This is a genomic window from Ornithinimicrobium sufpigmenti (genome assembly GCF_004322775.1).
Lineage (GTDB): Bacteria > Actinomycetota > Actinomycetes > Actinomycetales > Dermatophilaceae > Ornithinicoccus > Ornithinicoccus sufpigmenti.
Genome location: NZ_CP036403.1, coordinates 1,971,606 through 1,987,329 on the forward strand (window position 1 = coordinate 1,971,606; position 15,724 = coordinate 1,987,329).

Consider the following 15,724-nt stretch of genomic DNA (forward strand, 5'->3'; position numbering starts at 1 on the left):
CAAGGAGGAGTCCATGGACGACGTCATCCTCGAAAGTGTGCCGCTCACACTGATCGGGTTCGGCGCGGTGATCATCGTGCTGTTCTTCCTGATCGCGCGGTACAAGTGGCACGTCTTCACGGCTCTGCTGCTGCCGATCATCCTGTTCGCGTTCCTGCCCGGGGTGGACCGCGGCGCGTTCGTCGATGCCTTCGTCGCCGGCTTCGGCGGGACGATCGAGGAGATCGCGGTGGTGATCGTCCTCGGCTCGCTGATCGCTGAGATGCTGAAGCGTTCGGGCGGTGTCGAGCGCATCACGGACTCGATGATCAAGCTCGTCGGACGGCAGCGCATGCCGCTGGCGTTGACCTTCGCCGGCTTCATCATCGGCATCGCCATCTTCTCCGACGTGGGTTACGTGATCCTCAACCCGCTGGTCCACGGGGCGGCGATCGCCAGCGGCGCGTCGATGGCCACCATGGCGACCGGGCTCGTCGGTGCGATGCAGACCACCCACGCCATGGTGCCGCCTACCCCGGGTCCGCTCGCGGCGGTCGCGCTGCTCGAGGCCGACCTGGGCAGGGTCATCCTCATCGGCTCCGGGGTCACCTTCGTGGCATCGCTCGCCGGGTGGGGCTACGCCATGCTCATCGGCAGCAAGGTCACCTCTCCGCCGTCGGAGGAGTTCCTCGGCCAGTCGTTCACCGAGCAGGGCAAGAAGCTCCCCCCGATCGGCCTCTCCTACGCGCCCATCATCGTCCCGCTGATCCTGATCGCCGGCGGCAGCTTCGCCAACCTGCTCCTGGACGAGGGCACCTTCGCCCACGAGATCATCACGTTCATCAGCTGGCCCGTCTTCGCCCTCGGCGTGGGCGTCATCATCGCCTACATCCTGTCCATCAAGATGACCGGCAAGGAGGACTCCGAGAACCGACGGGACGCGTGGGTCGAGGAGGCGCTGCGCGGATCGGCCATGATCATCATGGTGACCGGACTGGGTGGCTCGCTGAGCCAGATCCTGCGCGGTACCCCTGCCGTCGACGTCATCGCCGAGGGCGTGGCCGCGACCGGCCTGCCCATCATCTTCCTGCCCTTCGTCCTGGGCATCGTCGGCAACATCATCACCGGCTCGACCACGGTCGGTGTCATCACGGCGGCCTCCATCACCGCACCCCTGCTGGGACAGGTGGACCTGTCGCCCGAGGCAGCGATGCTGGCCGCTGCGTCCGGCTCGATCATCGTCAAGTACGTCAACTCCAGCTATTTCTGGGTCTGCACGTCGCTGTCCAGGATGCCGCTGAAGTCCGCGCTCATCTCCTACGGCGGCGTCACGCTGGTGAACGGCGTCGTGGCCATGGCGTGCGTCGTCATCCTGTGGGCGACCGGCATCGTCTGACCCTTGCGCGCGGTGACCGGGTCGTGGTGTGCTCCAGGTCACAGCGCTGTGACGGAAGGAACGACCATGACCCGGACCCTTGAGCCCACCGCGAGCTCGCAGCCCACCGACCCGCAGTCGCGCGTCGACGCGTGGTTCTCCGCTTTCGAGGAGGCACTCACTTCGGGCGACGTCGAGCGGGCGGCAGAGATGTTCGCGCCCACCTCGTTCTGGCGGGACCTCATCGCCTTCACCTGGAACATCACCACGGTCGAGGACCGCGACGGGGTGAGCGACCTGTTGCGCCACACCCTCGAGGGCACCAAGCCGTCGGGCTTCCGCACCACGGAGCCGCCCGCGGAGGAGGACGGGGTGGTCACGGCCTGGTTCGAGTTCGAGACCGCCGTGGGTCGTGGGCAGGGTCACCTGCGGCTCAAGGACGAGGGGGCCTGGACCTTCCTCACCGCGCTGCAGGAGCTCAAGGGCCACGAGGAGCCGCGCGGGACCCGCCGGCAGATGGGTGCCGAGCACGGCGCGGACAAGGGTCGGCTGACCTGGAAGGAGAAGCGCCAGCAGGAGGCCGAGAGCCTGGGCAGCACCGAGCAGCCCTACGTCCTCGTCGTCGGCGGCGGCCAGGGGGGCATCGCGCTCGGCGCACGTCTGCGGCAGCTGGGTGTCCCGTCGCTGGTGATCGACAAGCACCCGCGGCCGGGGGACCAGTGGCGCAGCCGCTACAAGTCGCTGTGCCTGCACGACCCGGTCTGGTACGACCACCTGCCCTACCTCAAGTTCCCCGACAACTGGCCGGTGTTCGCGCCGAAGGACAAGATCGCCGACTGGCTCGAGTCCTACACCACGGTCATGGAGGTGCCCTACTGGGGCAGCACGGTGGCGACGAGCGCGGCATACCACCAGGAGGCCGGGCAGTGGGTGGTCGAGGTGGAGCGGGAGGGCAAGCCGCTCACCCTGCGACCCCGGCAGCTGGTGCTCGCCACCGGGATGTCGGGCAAGCCGAACGTCCCGGACATCCCGGGTCAGGACGTCTTCCGCGGCGACCAGCACCACTCCTCGGCCCACCCGGGACCGGACGCCTACGCCGGCAAGAAGGTCGTGGTCATCGGCAGCAACAACAGCGCCTTCGACATCTGCGGGGCGCTGTGGGAGCACGACGCGGACGTGACGATGGTGCAGCGCAGCTCCACCCACATCGTCAAGAGCGAGACGCTGATGGACATCGGCCTGGGGGACCTCTACTCCGAGCGCGCCCTCGCCGCGGGGGTCACGACCGAGAAGGCGGACATGACCTTCGCCTCGCTGCCCTACCGGATCATGCACGAGTTCCAGATCCCGCTCTATGAGCAGATGAAGGAGCGCGACAAGGACTTCTACGACCGGATGGAGAAGGCCGGGTTCTGGCTCGACTTCGGCGACGACGAGTCAGGGCTGTTCATGAAGTACCTGCGCCGCGGCTCCGGCTACTACATCGACGTCGGCGCCGCCGAGCTGGTCGCCGACGGCGAGGTCAAGCTCGTGCACGGCCAGGTGGACCACCTCACCGAGGACGCGGTGGTGCTCGAGGACGGCACCGAGCTGCCTGCCGACCTGGTCGTCTACGCCACCGGCTACGGGTCGATGAACGGCTGGGCCGCGGACCTCATCAGCCAGGAGGTCGCCGACAAGGTGGGCAAGGTATGGGGTCTGGGCTCGGACACCACCAAGGACCCGGGCCCGTGGGAGGGCGAGCAGCGCAACATGTGGAAGCCCACCCAGCAGGAGGCGCTGTGGTTCCACGGCGGCAACCTGCACCAGTCCCGGCACTACTCGCTCTACCTGGCGCTGCAGCTCAAGGCGCGGTTCGAGGGGATCGACACGCCGGTCTACCGGCTGCAGGAGGTGCACCACACGGCGTAGGTCGACATCCGCCCGGCGCCGGCTCGCGCGGGGAGGCCGCTCGACGACGACGATGCGTTCGGGATCGTTCGGGATCGATGCCTACCTCCTCCGGCCCTGGTCAGGATGTCGGTCGACGGGGTGCCCCGTCACCACGGCGGATCTCGCGCAGAGGCGGCTCGACCGTGGCTCACCCACATGAGAAGGAAGCACCATGAAGCGCATCGTTCGTACGCTCCTCGTCGGCACGGCCACCGTCGGCATCGCGGTCGGCATGGCCATGCCCTCCAGTGCCGTCACGCTCCTCCCGGGGGGCTGCGACATCATCCTCGGACAGGTCTACTGCCACATCCGCTGACCCACCTCGCACGTCCCGGCACCGGGGCCTGAGCCGCAGGGAGGCTCAGGCCCCGGTGCCCGTGCTGCAGGGGTCGACCCGTCCGGCAGGAGCCAGGTGCCGACGTGCGAGCGACCTGCCGTTACGACGAGGGGCGCAGCGGCAGCAGGACCGTCAGCACGAAGGTGCCGTCCTCCTGAGGCCCCGACTCGAGCCGGCCGCGGAGCAGCTGCACCCGCTCCCGCAGGCCGATGAGCCCGAAGCCGGAGCGCCCGAAGTGGCGCAGGGTGCGCTGGTCGCTCACCTCGGGCAGTGCGCTGGTGATCGTGGTGACGACCTGCTGGTCCTGGACCACGGTCGAGATCGAGACCTCGGAGCGGTCGGCGCCGTGCTTGAGCACGTTGGTCGTGCCCTCACGCAGGACGCGGCGCACGGTGGTGCGCACCCCGTCCGGTATGGCGGACAGGTCGCCGCCGACGTGGGTGGTGACACGGTGGCCGAGCTCTTCGAGCTGGCCCGCGACCTCGGCGATCTCGCCGGCCAGGTCGATGCCGGCGGCCGGCGGGTCGATGTCCCCGCCCTGGCGGGGCTCACGCATGATCTGCAGCAGCAGGCGAAGGTCGTCCAGCGCGGAGCGGGCCGAGTCGCCGATGACGGTGAAGGACTCCCGCTCGTCCGGGTCCTTGGTCCGGATCGCCCCGGCGCTGGCCTGCATGGCGATGACCGTGAGGTCGTGGGCGACGATGTCGTGCAGCTCACGGGCCAGCCCGTCGCGCTGCTCCTTCAGGGCCGCCCTGGTGGAGGTCTCGAAGTCGGCGATCGTGGCGGTGTCCTGCTCGCGCCTGGCCAGCAGGTAGCGCAGCGACAGGCCGATGACGACGGGGACGACCAGGAGGGCCAGGTAGGCGACGACCAGGGCGGTCCCGACGCCGTCGGCGGTCCGCGGCAGCATCAGCGTCCACAGGACCGTGCTCACCAGGGGGATGACGAAGGCGTGGCGGGAGGCGGCGAAGGCGACGAACCCCATCATCACCAGCAGCTCGATGGTGAACGAGCCGGGGTCGGCGCCGGTGAGGAGCAGGAAGGCCTGCAGCAGCAGCGCCGGGATCCAGGCGCGGCTGGGGGCGAAGGCCACGGTGGCCCAGAGGAAGACGTCCAGGACGCACAGGGCCAGCTCGGCCTCGACCGTCCCGAACCCGTCGGGGCCCTGGTTGGTGACCCGCCAGGCGGTGACGCCGTTGCCGACGAGGGCGATCGCGAGGATGACGAGACGAAGGGCCTGCGGGAGCCGTCTGGCTCGCCACAGGCCCTCGGGAAGGCTCGTCGTCGACCTCAGCAGAACCACGGGAAGATGTTACAGACTCCCGGGACGCGGAACATGGGATCCATGATGTCGACGAGGAGGGCGACGAGTGCGGGGAACGAGAGCATGAGATCTCCTGTGATCTGCGCTAACGGTCAGCCGGTGCGTGACCTGGTGCCACCATCCTGGCCCCGCCCGGAGGGTCGCCGCCTCCACCTTCTGTCGCCCGCTGCATGAGACAAAAGTCGTATGTGTACCATGCAGCCTCATGGGGGAGGCACCCGCGAAGATGCGACTGCTCCTGGTCGACGACCAGCAGCTCATGCTCCAGGCGCTGCGCGTCTTCATCGAGAACGAGGACGACCTGGAGGTCGTGGGAGAGGCCTCCGACGGGATCGTCGCGATCCAGCAGGCCCGGGCGCTGCAGCCCGACGTCGTGGTGATGGACCTGCAGATGCCGCGCATGGACGGCGTCGAGGCCACCCGCCAGCTGCTGGAGACCGTGCCGGACGTCAAGGTCGTCGCCGTCACGGCGTTCTACTCCCAGGAGTACGTCATCCCGGCGCTCAAGGCCGGCGCCAGCGGCTACCTCGTCAAGGACTCCAGCCCGGCCGACATCATCGCCGGGATCCGTGCGGCGGTGGCCGGTGAGTTCGTCGTCTCCCCCCAGGTGACCGAGATCCTCGTGCGCAGCGTCGTGGACCACCCCGAGGCCGACCTGCGCGAGACCTCCTCGGCGGAGGAGCTCGGCCTCACCGACCGGGAGATGGACGTCGTCCGGCTGCTGTGCGAGGGCTGCTCCAACCGCGAGATCGCCCAGCAGCTGCACCTGGCCGAGCCGACCGTGAAGTCGCACATCGGGCGCATCATGGCCAAGCTGGGCGTCCGCGACCGGGTGCAGATCGTGATCGCGGCCTACCGGCTGGGGCTCGCCGAGCTGTAGCGCCGGGTCAGCGGCGCTCGAGCCGCTCGATCCGGTCCTCGAGGGCCACGAGGCGTGAGCGCATCTCGGGGGAGGCGTCGGGGTCGTCACCGCGGGTCAGGCGGACCAGCTGGACCACGCCGGCGACGACGATCGCGACGAGGACGATCCAGGCGTACCAGGGGATGTATTCCATCGGGGTGTCCTTTCGGCAGCGCCGGCACGGAGAGGGCGCAGGGGTTGTGCGGCTACCCGTCGGGTGGCGGGCGACTCTTCACCAGTTCCCATTGAGGCACGCCCACGAGCGCGACGGATCATCCGAAGGTCGCTGATCGAGGGGTCCTTTGGTGGGGGTCCTCCTCGTCCCGAAGCCGCACGGCCGGGCCGTCCAAGGTCTCCCCGGCGGGAGACGAGCGGTGGATGCCCGGGACCGGCCGGGTCCACCACGCTCAGGGGGTCGGTGCCAACGCCGGCATCCATCCAATGAAGGAGAAGCACATGTCCGCTCCCACCCTCACCACCACCATCGAGCTGCCGGACCTCGACTTCGACGGGCTGGAGGTGATGTCGGTCCGTGAGGCCGTCGCAGTGCCGGAGACCGGTGCGACGAGCGGTTCCAGCTCCTGCACCTCGACGTCCTGCTGCGGTTCCAGCTCCTGCTGCTCCTCGGGGTCCTGCGGCTGACGACGCCCGCTCCGCCCGGCCGGGGCGTTCGTCAGGACGCCCCGGCACGAGACCCACCACAGACCCACCACAGACCAAGGAAGGAACCCGTCATGACCGCGATCCGCGCGACGAACGTGACCAAGTCCTACGCCGAGCGCCAGGTGCTGCGCGGCGTCGATCTCGCCGTGCCCGACGGCGCGATCATCGCGCTGCTGGGCCCCAACGGCGCCGGCAAGACGTCCCTCGTCGAGATCCTCGAGGGGCACCGCCGTCGTGACGGAGGCGAGCTGCAGGTGCTGGGGTACGACCCCGGCAGCCGCTCGGACTTCCGCCGGCTGCGCCGACAGATCGGCGTGGTGCTGCAGCAGACCATGCTCGAGCCCGGCCTGCGCGTGCAGGAACTGCTCCGCCGACAGGCCGCCTACTACCACCAGCCGCTGGACTGCCCTGCGCTGATCTCCCTGCTCGGCCTGGACGACCACGCCACCAGCCCGGTGCGCGTGCTCAGCGGGGGCCTGCGCCGCCGGCTCGACATCGCCCTGGCGCTCGTCGGTCGCCCGCGGGTGCTCTTCCTCGACGAGCCGACGACAGGGTTGGACCCGCTCTCCCGCCGCAGCATCCGCCAGCTCGTCCGCGACGTGCGCAGCGAGGGCACCACGGTGGTGCTCACCAGCCACGACCTGGAGGAGGTCCAGGAGCTCGCCGACACGGTGCACGTGCTGCACGGCGGGGTCTTCGTCTCCGAGGGCTCGCCCGACGAGCTCATCTCGGCCAACGGCGGCCTGGTCCGGGTGGAGTTCGCCCTCAGCACCGGCGACCCGGCGCGGCTGCCCGCCGGCGCGACCCTCGTCGGCGACACCGTCCACTACGAGGTCGGCGACCAGGCGGTGCTGCTCGCCCAGCTCGGCGTCTGGGCCCAGCAGCAGGACGTCCCGCTGGGCCAGCTGCGCATCACCCAGCCCACCCTGCACGACGCCTACGCGGCGCTCGTGACCTCCTCCAGCACCTCCTCGAGCACCACCTCGAGCACCACCGCCACCACGGGAGTGAAGTGAGATGACGACCGCACCCGACCACCTCGACCACCTCGACCTGTCCGCCCCGGTGGACCGCGACCGGCGACCGCCCCTCTGGGCGCCGTTCGCGCGGCATACCGAGCTGGACCTCAAGGACTTCTGGCGCTCGCCGATCCAGCTCGCGTTCATCGTCGCCATGCCGGTGATGTTCTACGTGATCTTCGGCTTCGCCTTCCGCGAGGCAGCCGGGGCGCAGGTCGTCGCCGGCGAGCACACGCTCACCCAGGGCAACCGCAGCTTCGCCGGTGTCCTGGCGTTCGGCCTGCTGTCGGTCGTCTTCGCCAATGTGGCGATCTCGCTGGCGGTCAAGCGCCACCACGGGCTGTTCAAGCGGTTCCGCACGACGCCGGTCTCCCCGCTGTCGGTGATGGGCGGCTACCTGGCCAACATCTTCGTCAGCCTGATGCTGGTCGTCGGCGTGCTGACCCTCATCGGGGTCACCTTCCTGGGCGTGAGCCTGCCCGCCGAGCGGATCCCTGCCCTCCTGCTGATCGTCGTTCTCGGCTTCCTCTGCATCGCGCCGCTGGGGGTGGCCTTCTCCCTGGTCCCGCCGAACGCCGACTCGGCCGTGCCGCTCGTCAACGCCGTCTTCTTCCCCGTCGCCTTCCTCTCGGGTGCGTTCATGGCCATGCCGTTCCCAGGGGCGATCCAGGCGGTCGTCGACCTGCTCCCCGGCACGCCGCTGGTCCAGCTGCTCACCGGCAGCGTCGCCAGCACCGGCCCCGTGTGGGACGTCCCCGCACTGCTGCTGCTGGCCGCCTGGGGCGTCGTGGGCGTCATCGCCTCGGTCCTGTGGTTCTCCTGGGCCTCCGAGTCCGAGCCCCGCGGCTTCTCCCGCGGCCGTGGCAGCGAGGACGCATGAGCACCACCGCCCGGGACCCCTTCGTGCCGGGGTCTCCCTGCACGGACAACGACCGGATCCGCACCGCGCTGACCCCCGTCTGGGTCTCCCGCGTGAACCTCTTCCCCTACCTGTCGCTGTCCGACTCGGACCGGGTCGCCGCCGACGAGGAGGCCCTGGAGCAGCTGGCCGCGCTGGAGCGGCTGCGGGCAGGGCTGGCCGAGGAGGTCGACGCCGAGCTCACCGAGCTGGTCGACCTGGACCGGGAGCGGGCCAGCCGCGACTGGCTGCCCCTGCGGCGGGCCGCCCGCGCCGGCCGCCGGCCCAAGGACCGTCAGGTCCACGACCCGGACCTGCGGCAGCGGCCCTCGCTCGGGCACTGGCTGGCGAGCTGGCAGCGGCAGGACGCCGTCCTGGTCGACCTGGACGGCTCCTTCGACGCGGCGGTCGCCCGCGAACGTCTGGTCGTGACCGCCTGGGCGCAGGACGAGGACGTCCAGCGCAGCACGGTGATGACCAGCCGGTCCCTCTTCCGGGCGGTCCAGTCACGGGCCGGGGCGGTGGACGGCCTGACCAAGCGGCAGCGCAAGTCCGAGTCCTCGCTGGTCACCTACGTCGGGCGCTCGACCAGCAAGGTCAGCCCGTTCTCCCGCTACACCGGCACCGCCTTCCACCAGCTCGGTGAGGCTGCGGGCGCCCTGGGGGAGGAGCACCGCAGCGTCGTGGCGCTCCGCCGGCTGCTCGTGCGCCGGGCCGCCCGGCGGCTGGCGCAGGACCCGGTCGCCCGGCGTGCCCTCTCCTGGCGGGTCTCCGACGCCGTGCGCACCGAGGACGACGTGCTCGTCGTGCACCGGCGCGACTACGTCACCCAGGCCGCCAACAAGTCCGACGTGGTCTCCGAGAGCGACGTCCGGCTGCCCCTCAGCGGCTCCTGGGGCGCGGTATGGAGCGAGGTCCGGACCGTCTCCGGGCGGCCCTGGGCCGACCTCGTCACGGCCCTGACCGACCGGTTCGGCTGGGGCGCAGACCGCGCCGACGACATCATCGCGGCGCTCGTCGACCTCCAGGCACTGACGCCGGACATCCCCATCCGCGAGCAGGAGGACGACTACCTGCCCCGCTGGGGGCGCTTCCTGCAGGACATCCCCGGCGAGGCCGCAGCGACGATGGCCGCCGCGGTGCAGGCCGGGCTGGAGGGCGAGCGCCTGCTGGCCGCAGCGCCCGCCGCGGACCGCGTGCACCAGGTGGAGCGGACCGAGGCCGCCTGGACGGCCGCCGTCGGGGAGCCGGTCGAGAACCCCTTCGCCGAGGACTGCTACGTCTCCACCGGTGCCCCGGCCGACGGGGCCCGCGTGCAGACGTGGGCGCAGCAGGTGGACGACCTCGCCCCGATGCTGGTGGTGATGGACGACCAGCGGCTGCTGGCCGCTGCCCTCGAGGCGACCTTCGTCGACCACTTCGGTGCCGGCGGCACGTGCCACGACCTGCGCCGCTTCGCCCGCCAGGCCTACGACACCTTCCCGCTCACCCAGCAGCTCCTCGCCGGCTCGGTCCCCGCGCCGATCCGGCACATCGTCCAGCCGCTGCTGGAGGCGCGGACCATCGTCGCCGACCACCTGGTGGAGCTGGGCCGCAGCGGCGGCGAGTCGGTGTCCGTCGACCTCGACGAGCTGGCCCGCGCCGCCGACCGGGTCCCGGACCGCGAGTGGGACCTGTCCCGGTCGACGACCGCCTTCGGCCAGCCTGCAGGGGAGCAGTTCGTCCTCAACCACCTCTACGGCGGCCGCGCCCGCTACTTCAGCCGGTTCCTCGCCGAGCAGCCCCCGCAGGTGCAGGAGCAGCTGCGGCAGGTCATCGAGCAGGGCCGCCCGGCCGACGCCCGCCACCTGCACCTTCGCCCGGCGCTGGGCTTCAACGCCAACCTCGGGCCACTGCTCACCGAGCACGAGATGCGGCTCACCGACGAGCCCGCCGGCCCGCGGGCGGTGCTCTCGATCGACGACCTGGCCCTCCTGCACCGGCCCTCCTCGGGGCTGCGCCTGGTCCACCGTGCGAGCGGGGACCCGGTCGAGGTCCTCTACACCGGCTTCCTCGTCCCGCACGCCCTGCCCTCCGAGGAGATGCTCCTGGCCATGGTGTCCGGCGCTCCATACTTCTCCTTCAGCGAGCTCACCCTCGACCTGCACGCGCGGCTCCAGCAGCTCCCGGCCGGCACCGCGTCGTCCGCGCCCCGCATCCAGCACCGCGACCTGCTGCTGTTCCGGCAGCGCTGGGCGGTGGACGCTCAAGACCTTGCACCACCCGCCATGTCGAGCGACCCGGCCGAGCACTTCCGGGCCGTCACCGCCGCCCGCCTCGCCCTCGGCCTGCCTGCGCAGGTCTTCGCCCGCCCGCTGTTCGGGCGGCAGGTCAGCCCGATGGAGCGGGCGATGAGCGCCCGCCCCCAGCTGCTCGACCTCGGCTCCCGGCTGCACGTCGGCACCCTGCCGCGGCGGCTGGAGCCGCTGGGCGAGCACGTCCTCCTCGAGGAGTACCACCCCCATCCCTCGGTCCACGGCGTCCCCTCGCCGCGCGGCCGCCACGCCACCGAGCTGTTCTTCGAGATCGCTCTCGCCCCAGGAGGTCACCGATGACACCCCTTCCCAGCACCGTCATGCGCTCGCTGCGCGTGAACTACCACGCACCCGACAAGACCGCCTTATTGCACGACTGCCTCCTGCCGCTGGCGCGCGCGGCGCGGTCCCGGCCCGGGGTGCACTCGGCCTGGGTCCAGTCGCACTGGCGCTTCGGCCCGCACGTGTCCTTCTACGTGCACGGCGAGCGGGGCACGGTCGACCAGCTGCTCACCGAGGTCCGGTATGCCGTCTCGCACCTCGTCCAGGCAGTCCCGTCCGAGCAGCCGGTCACCGACGAGGAGTGGGGCGCAGCCTCCGTCGAGCTGGGCCGGCTCGAGCTGGTCGAGCCGCCCTACGTCCCCGTCCGTGCGGACAACACGACGGAGCTGGTCGACGGAGGGCCGACCGACACCTTCCTGCGCACGACCCGGGCCGTGGAGGTCAAGGGCCGGGTGCTCGGGGCGGGGCTGGACTGCCTGCTCGACGACGAGGGCCAGCCGCTGCAGGGCCGGGCAGCGACGGACGCCGCCTTCCGCGGTATGGCGGCGCTGGCCTCCAGCTACCCGACCTGGGGTCTGGTCTCGGGCTACCAGGCCTTCCTGTCCCACTGGAAGGAGTACCTCTACTGGGTCGACGAGGACGCCCGGCTGAGCTCGCCGCTGATGCAGGCCTGGCAGGAGCAGAGCGTCAACCTCAACGCCCTCGTCCAGCTGGCCCACGAGCGACGGCCCGGGACCAGCACGGGCGACCACGTCCTGGACCGGTGGTTCGCCTGGATCGACGCCGAGCTGCCGGACGCCGAGGCGCTGGCGGCGACCGGCGACGTGCTGCCCTACCCGCACTCCTCCCGGCTGGAACGGGCGGCCACCTTCGGCGACGCCACCCGCATCCAGTGGTCCGGCTCCGACGAGCGCGAGTACAGCGACTTCCACACCGCCTTCCGACAGCTGGACTTCTCCAAGCTCGGCAACGGCACCGACTTCGCCGCCTACCGCTTCCTCATCAACACCTTCTTCGAGCTGCTGCCCCTGATGGGCATCACCCCGATGCAGCGCTACTCCCTGGCGTTCATGTTCACCGAGTCGGCCCAGGCCGTCGTCGGGGAGCGCTGGGAGGAGACGATCGCCAAGGCGGTCGCCCGGCAGAAGGCCGCCGACCCCGAGGTGGAGCCGACCCTGCCCTGGAGGGGCGAGCATGTCTGAGACCACGCTCGTCCGGCCGGCAGTCCTTCCTGACATCGACATCCCGGCATCGCCGGTGATGCGCCTGCGACGGTCCGTGCACGTGCGCACCCTGGAGCACCGCGGGGTGGCGGTGAGCGCCGGCCACGACGCGGTCGTGCTGGACGGCGCTGCGGCCGAGCAGCTCTGGCTCGCGCTCGAACCCCGGCTGCGGCAGGGCGTCAGCGCCGAGGCGCTGCTCGCCAGCGTGCCGGAGCGTGCCCGCCGGGTCACCGACGGCCTGTGGCAGCAGCTGGTCGACCACCGGCTGCTCTGCGTCGCCGGGTCGGTGGGGGAGGAGACCGTGTTCGCCGCAGGCCCGTTGGCGGAGCACTTCGAGCGCACGGCCCAGGACCCTGGTCGAGCGATGGCCCGCGCCCGGGTTGCCACCGTCCAGGTGGCCGGCGACCCCGCTCTGGCCGAGGCACTGCGCGGGGTACTGACGGAGACGGGCATCCTCGTCGACGCACGGACCGACGCGCAGGACCTTCCCCTTGCCGGGCTGACCCGGGAGTATGCCGTCCTCACCCTCCGGCTCGCTGCCGAGCGGCACCACGTCCTGGTGGCGCGGGCGGGAGGGTACCGGCTCGTCGGCCCGTTGCCTGCCGGCGAGGCCGAGCGGGCAGCACTGCGCCGCTGGCTGGACCTGCGTGCTGGTGAGGCGGTGACCCCGCTGTGGTCACGCGACCGGGTCGCCGACTCGCTCGCGGCGGCGCAGGCCGTGCTGGTGCTGCTGGAGATCCTCGGTGAGGCCTCCCCGGCCGGCCCGGCGCCGGTCTTCCACGTCACCTCGCCCGACGTGGTGGCCGAGCGGCATCCTCTCGCCGTCCTGCCCTCGCTGGGCCCGGCGGACCACGTCGTCGACCTCGACGAGGTGCTCACTGCCAGCGATGCTGCCGTGCCGGTGGACGACGTCCTGCGGGCGGCCGAGCCGCTCTGGTCGGGCCCGCTGACGACGTGGCGCGGACCGGTGCCCGGCGCCCTGCCGCAGCTGCCCATCGGGCTGGCCATCGCCGGGACCGGTGCAGGTGCGGCTCCTGCCGGACCGGCGAGTACGGGCGCGACCGAGGTGGTGGGCGTGGGTCTCGACACGGCCGATGCCCGTCTCTCCTGCGTGGAGCAGCTGGTCGAGCGCGAGACCGGCCTGTCGGTCGGGCGCTCCGCGGCTGCAGCTGTGGCCAGGGCGGTGACGCGGGCCGTCATGGACGGCCTCTGGCTACCGGACCGCCAGGCTCCAGCAGTGACGACGCCGCTGGCGCGCCGCCTCCTGCAGGCGCTCACCCTGCGCGAGGGAGTGCCGGTGACCCTGCGCTCCGGCTCGACCCGGGGGCCGCTGCCGCTCACCCGCGTCGAGGTGCTCGACGAGCGCGGCAGGCGCCTGGCCACCGGTCTGGCGGCCGAGCCCGATCGGGCGGTCGAGGAGGCGCTGCTGGCAGGGCTCGGGGCGGTCCAGGCGGCCCCGCACGGGGTCAGCGTGAGCACCGCTCCGATGCCACGGCTGCCCAGCACCCAGGAGAACCTTGTCCGCTGGGCGTTGGCGTCCGGTCCGGTGGTCCGTCGCCCGGCCGGCTCGCCGCTCTGGTCCGCACTCGGGCTCCATGCCTGCATCGCCGACGGTCCGGAGGACCAGGCATGACTGCCCTCGCGGCAGCGCCGCCGCAGCCGGTGGACGCGCTGCTCCTGACCCTCATCCGGGCCGGCCGTGCCACCGAGACGTCGGGCGCCCGCACCGTCGAGCTGTTCGCCGACGATTCCGAGCTGCTCCTCGGCGTGCCACCGGCGACGGAGCAGCACGGCTGCCTGGACTGCGCGACCCTGTGGCGTCAGGACACCAGCGCCCTCACGCCCGGCACCGGCGCCCGTGACTGGCTGACCACACCGCCGTGGTCGGATCTGGTCCACGCCCTCCTCGGGCACCACACCCGGGCGCTGCAAGGTCCAGCAGCAACACCGCATACCTTCACCACAGCGCTCCAGACCGCCGTCACCACGCCCGTTCCTGGCGCGACCGTGACCGTCCTGCGCCGCGACGACGCCACCGTGGACTCCTACCGGTTCCTCCGGCACCCGGCCTGCCTCCGCTGCGGCCCCCTGGCGGACCGCTCCACCGCCACCGCGCTGGACCTTCGCAGTCCGCAACCCGCCCTCGCGGGCACGCTACGCGTCCGGCCGCTGGAGACCGAGCGCTGGCTGGAGCGGATCGCCGACCCGCGACACGGCCCCGTGCCGCTGTCCTACCGCGACGAACGGTCGCCGCTGTCGCTGGTCACGGCCGAGTTCGTGGCTCCGGGCTCCCGGATGCGCGAGCACGGGTACGGCCGGGCCAGTGACTTCGCCGCCTCGGTCGGGCCGGCCCTGCTCGAGGGCATCGAGCGGGTGCTGGGCGCTCGTCGGGCGCCGGGCGTGCCGATCCGGGTCGCCAGCGCCCGAGAGCTCGGCGCCGACGCCCTGGACCTGGCCTCGATCGGCCTGCACGAGCCGGAGGCGTGGGAGTCCGGGGACCTGCGGCAGTGGACGCCGGACACCGTCACGACCTGGGTAGGGGCCTGGTCCGTGGGCACCGCCCGGCCGGTGTGGGTGCCCGAGCAGGTGGCGTACTGGCGGGCACCGCACGGGCAGGGCCGGTTCATCTACGAGTCGTCCAACGGGTGCGCCGTGGGCGGTTCGCTTGAGGAGGCCGCGCTTCACGCCTACTACGAGGTGGTGGAGCGGGACGCCTTCCTGCTCACCTGGTACTCCCGGACCCGGTTGCAGCGGATCGAGGGCATCGGAGAAGACCCGCAGGTCGGACACCTGATGGACCTGCTCGAGGCCGAGGGACTCGACGTGCAGGTGCTCGACATGACCACCGACCACGAGGTGCCGACCGCGCTCGCCGTCATCACGGCTCCGGACCGGCTCGCCCACGAGGACCTTTTCCCCTCGCTGAGCCTCGCCTCCGCCACGCACGCCGACGGTCGCCAGGCGGTGCGCACGGCGCTGGAGGAGGTGGCGACCAATGTGCTGATGTACCGCCGCTGGACCGACCTGCGGCCGTCGGTGTCGATGCGCCGCTGCCGCCCGATGCTGGACGACTTCGACCGGGTGGAGGTGCTGGAGGACCACACGGGTCTGCACAGCCTGCCAGAGGCCCGCCCGCTCAACGAGTTCCTGCGGTGCTCCGCCGGAGTGGTGGGTATGGAGCAGTTCTGCGGCTCCCCGGTCGCCGACGACGTCGCCGCGCAGCTGACGGGGCACGTCGACCGGCTGCGCGCCCTGGGCACGGACCTCATCGTGGTCGACCAGACCGACGACACCTTCACCTCCCAGGTCCCGGTGCACGCCGTCAAGGCGGTCGTCCCGGGCGCGGTGCCGATGACCTTCGGCCACCGTCACCGACGGCTGCGGGGCCTCCCGCGGCTGCGCCACGCCGCCGAGCTCCTTCGAGGAGGTGTCCCATGGCACGCAGCCGGCGAGATCGTCCCGACCCCGCACCCGTTCCCGTGATGACGCGGTCCGCT

The 15,724-nt window shown here is 71.7% G+C and carries 13 protein-coding genes; 11 read left to right on the forward strand and 2 right to left on the reverse strand.

Going from position 1 to position 15,724, the window contains the following annotated elements:
• Positions 1-13: 13 nt before the first annotated feature.
• From ESZ52_RS08940 to ESZ52_RS19265, 3 genes are all read left to right on the forward strand, one after another.
• Positions 14-1,375: a GntP family permease gene (locus ESZ52_RS08940; protein ID WP_131104636.1), complete on the forward strand. Its 1,362-nt coding sequence runs from the start codon at positions 14-16 to the stop codon at positions 1,373-1,375.
• 66 nt (positions 1,376-1,441) lie between these two features.
• Complete coding sequence (locus ESZ52_RS08945; RefSeq protein ID WP_131104637.1) at positions 1,442-3,265, forward strand: NAD(P)/FAD-dependent oxidoreductase; 1,824 nt, start codon at positions 1,442-1,444, stop codon at positions 3,263-3,265.
• Positions 3,266-3,458: 193 nt separating this feature from the next.
• A complete protein-coding gene (locus ESZ52_RS19265) occupies positions 3,459-3,602 on the forward strand; it encodes a hypothetical protein (protein WP_181009865.1) in 144 nt (47 codons plus the stop codon).
• Between the two features lie 121 nt (positions 3,603-3,723).
• Here the strand turns inward: ESZ52_RS19265 and ESZ52_RS08950 are convergent, their stop codons facing one another.
• Positions 3,724-4,926, reverse strand: coding sequence for a sensor histidine kinase (locus ESZ52_RS08950; protein ID WP_131104638.1), 1,203 nt, complete (start codon positions 4,924-4,926; stop codon positions 3,724-3,726).
• Between the two features lie 226 nt (positions 4,927-5,152).
• On the opposite strand from ESZ52_RS08950, the gene ESZ52_RS08955 reads away from it, so the two are divergent.
• Complete coding sequence (locus tag ESZ52_RS08955; protein WP_131104639.1) at positions 5,153-5,827, forward strand: response regulator; 675 nt, start codon at positions 5,153-5,155, stop codon at positions 5,825-5,827.
• Positions 5,828-5,834: 7 nt separating this feature from the next.
• On the opposite strand, the gene ESZ52_RS19270 is transcribed toward ESZ52_RS08955, so the two are convergent.
• A complete protein-coding gene (locus ESZ52_RS19270) occupies positions 5,835-6,002 on the reverse strand; it encodes a hypothetical protein (protein WP_181009864.1) in 168 nt (55 codons plus the stop codon).
• A 302-nt stretch (positions 6,003-6,304) separates the two neighbouring features.
• Here ESZ52_RS19270 and ESZ52_RS08960 point away from each other — a divergent pair, with 302 nt between their 5' ends.
• The 7 genes from ESZ52_RS08960 (at position 6,305) to ESZ52_RS08990 (ending at position 15,710) form a co-directional block, all read left to right on the forward strand.
• Positions 6,305-6,490, forward strand: a complete 186-nt coding sequence (locus ESZ52_RS08960; protein ID WP_131104640.1) for a thiazolylpeptide-type bacteriocin — start codon at positions 6,305-6,307, stop codon at positions 6,488-6,490.
• Positions 6,491-6,582: 92 nt separating this feature from the next.
• Positions 6,583-7,527, forward strand: coding sequence for an ABC transporter ATP-binding protein (locus ESZ52_RS08965; RefSeq protein ID WP_131104641.1), 945 nt, complete (start codon positions 6,583-6,585; stop codon positions 7,525-7,527).
• A 1-nt stretch (position 7,528) separates the two neighbouring features.
• Positions 7,529-8,410 carry an ABC transporter permease gene (locus tag ESZ52_RS08970; protein WP_131104642.1) on the forward strand — a complete coding sequence of 294 codons (882 nt, stop codon included), beginning with the start codon at positions 7,529-7,531 and terminating at the stop codon, positions 8,408-8,410.
• Positions 8,407-11,022 (forward strand): lantibiotic dehydratase, encoded by a 2,616-nt coding sequence (locus tag ESZ52_RS08975; RefSeq protein WP_131104643.1) that lies wholly within the window; start codon positions 8,407-8,409, stop codon positions 11,020-11,022. Before ESZ52_RS08970 ends, ESZ52_RS08975 begins: the two co-directional genes overlap by 4 nt.
• Positions 11,019-12,206, forward strand: coding sequence for a lantibiotic dehydratase C-terminal domain-containing protein (locus tag ESZ52_RS08980; RefSeq protein WP_131104644.1), 1,188 nt, complete (start codon positions 11,019-11,021; stop codon positions 12,204-12,206). The genes ESZ52_RS08975 and ESZ52_RS08980 overlap by 4 nt, the downstream gene beginning before the upstream one ends.
• On the forward strand, positions 12,199-13,860 hold the full coding sequence (locus ESZ52_RS08985) for a hypothetical protein (protein ID WP_131104645.1): 1,662 nt from the start codon (positions 12,199-12,201) through the stop codon (positions 13,858-13,860). The genes ESZ52_RS08980 and ESZ52_RS08985 overlap by 8 nt, the downstream gene beginning before the upstream one ends.
• Complete coding sequence (locus ESZ52_RS08990; protein WP_131104646.1) at positions 13,857-15,710, forward strand: YcaO-like family protein; 1,854 nt, start codon at positions 13,857-13,859, stop codon at positions 15,708-15,710. Before ESZ52_RS08985 ends, ESZ52_RS08990 begins: the two co-directional genes overlap by 4 nt.
• The last annotated feature ends 14 nt before the right edge of the window (positions 15,711-15,724 follow it).

What these genes read in the sequence shown, in the direction of transcription:
- ESZ52_RS08940 (WP_131104636.1), top strand. Translation starts at nt 14, where the DNA reads ATGGACGACGTCATCCTCGAAAGTGTGCCGCTCACACTGATCGGGTTC.
- ESZ52_RS08945 (WP_131104637.1), top strand. Translation starts at nt 1,442, where the DNA reads ATGACCCGGACCCTTGAGCCCACCGCGAGCTCGCAGCCCACCGACCCG.
- ESZ52_RS19265 (WP_181009865.1), top strand. Translation starts at nt 3,459, where the DNA reads ATGAAGCGCATCGTTCGTACGCTCCTCGTCGGCACGGCCACCGTCGGC.
- ESZ52_RS08955 (WP_131104639.1), top strand. Translation starts at nt 5,153, where the DNA reads ATGGGGGAGGCACCCGCGAAGATGCGACTGCTCCTGGTCGACGACCAG.
- ESZ52_RS19270 (WP_181009864.1), bottom strand. Translation starts at nt 6,002, where the DNA reads ATGGAATACATCCCCTGGTACGCCTGGATCGTCCTCGTCGCGATCGTC.
- ESZ52_RS08960 (WP_131104640.1), top strand. Translation starts at nt 6,305, where the DNA reads ATGTCCGCTCCCACCCTCACCACCACCATCGAGCTGCCGGACCTCGAC.
- ESZ52_RS08965 (WP_131104641.1), top strand. Translation starts at nt 6,583, where the DNA reads ATGACCGCGATCCGCGCGACGAACGTGACCAAGTCCTACGCCGAGCGC.
- ESZ52_RS08970 (WP_131104642.1), top strand. Translation starts at nt 7,529, where the DNA reads ATGACGACCGCACCCGACCACCTCGACCACCTCGACCTGTCCGCCCCG.
- ESZ52_RS08975 (WP_131104643.1), top strand. Translation starts at nt 8,407, where the DNA reads ATGAGCACCACCGCCCGGGACCCCTTCGTGCCGGGGTCTCCCTGCACG.
- ESZ52_RS08980 (WP_131104644.1), top strand. Translation starts at nt 11,019, where the DNA reads ATGACACCCCTTCCCAGCACCGTCATGCGCTCGCTGCGCGTGAACTAC.
- ESZ52_RS08985 (WP_131104645.1), top strand. Translation starts at nt 12,199, where the DNA reads ATGTCTGAGACCACGCTCGTCCGGCCGGCAGTCCTTCCTGACATCGAC.
- ESZ52_RS08990 (WP_131104646.1), top strand. Translation starts at nt 13,857, where the DNA reads ATGACTGCCCTCGCGGCAGCGCCGCCGCAGCCGGTGGACGCGCTGCTC.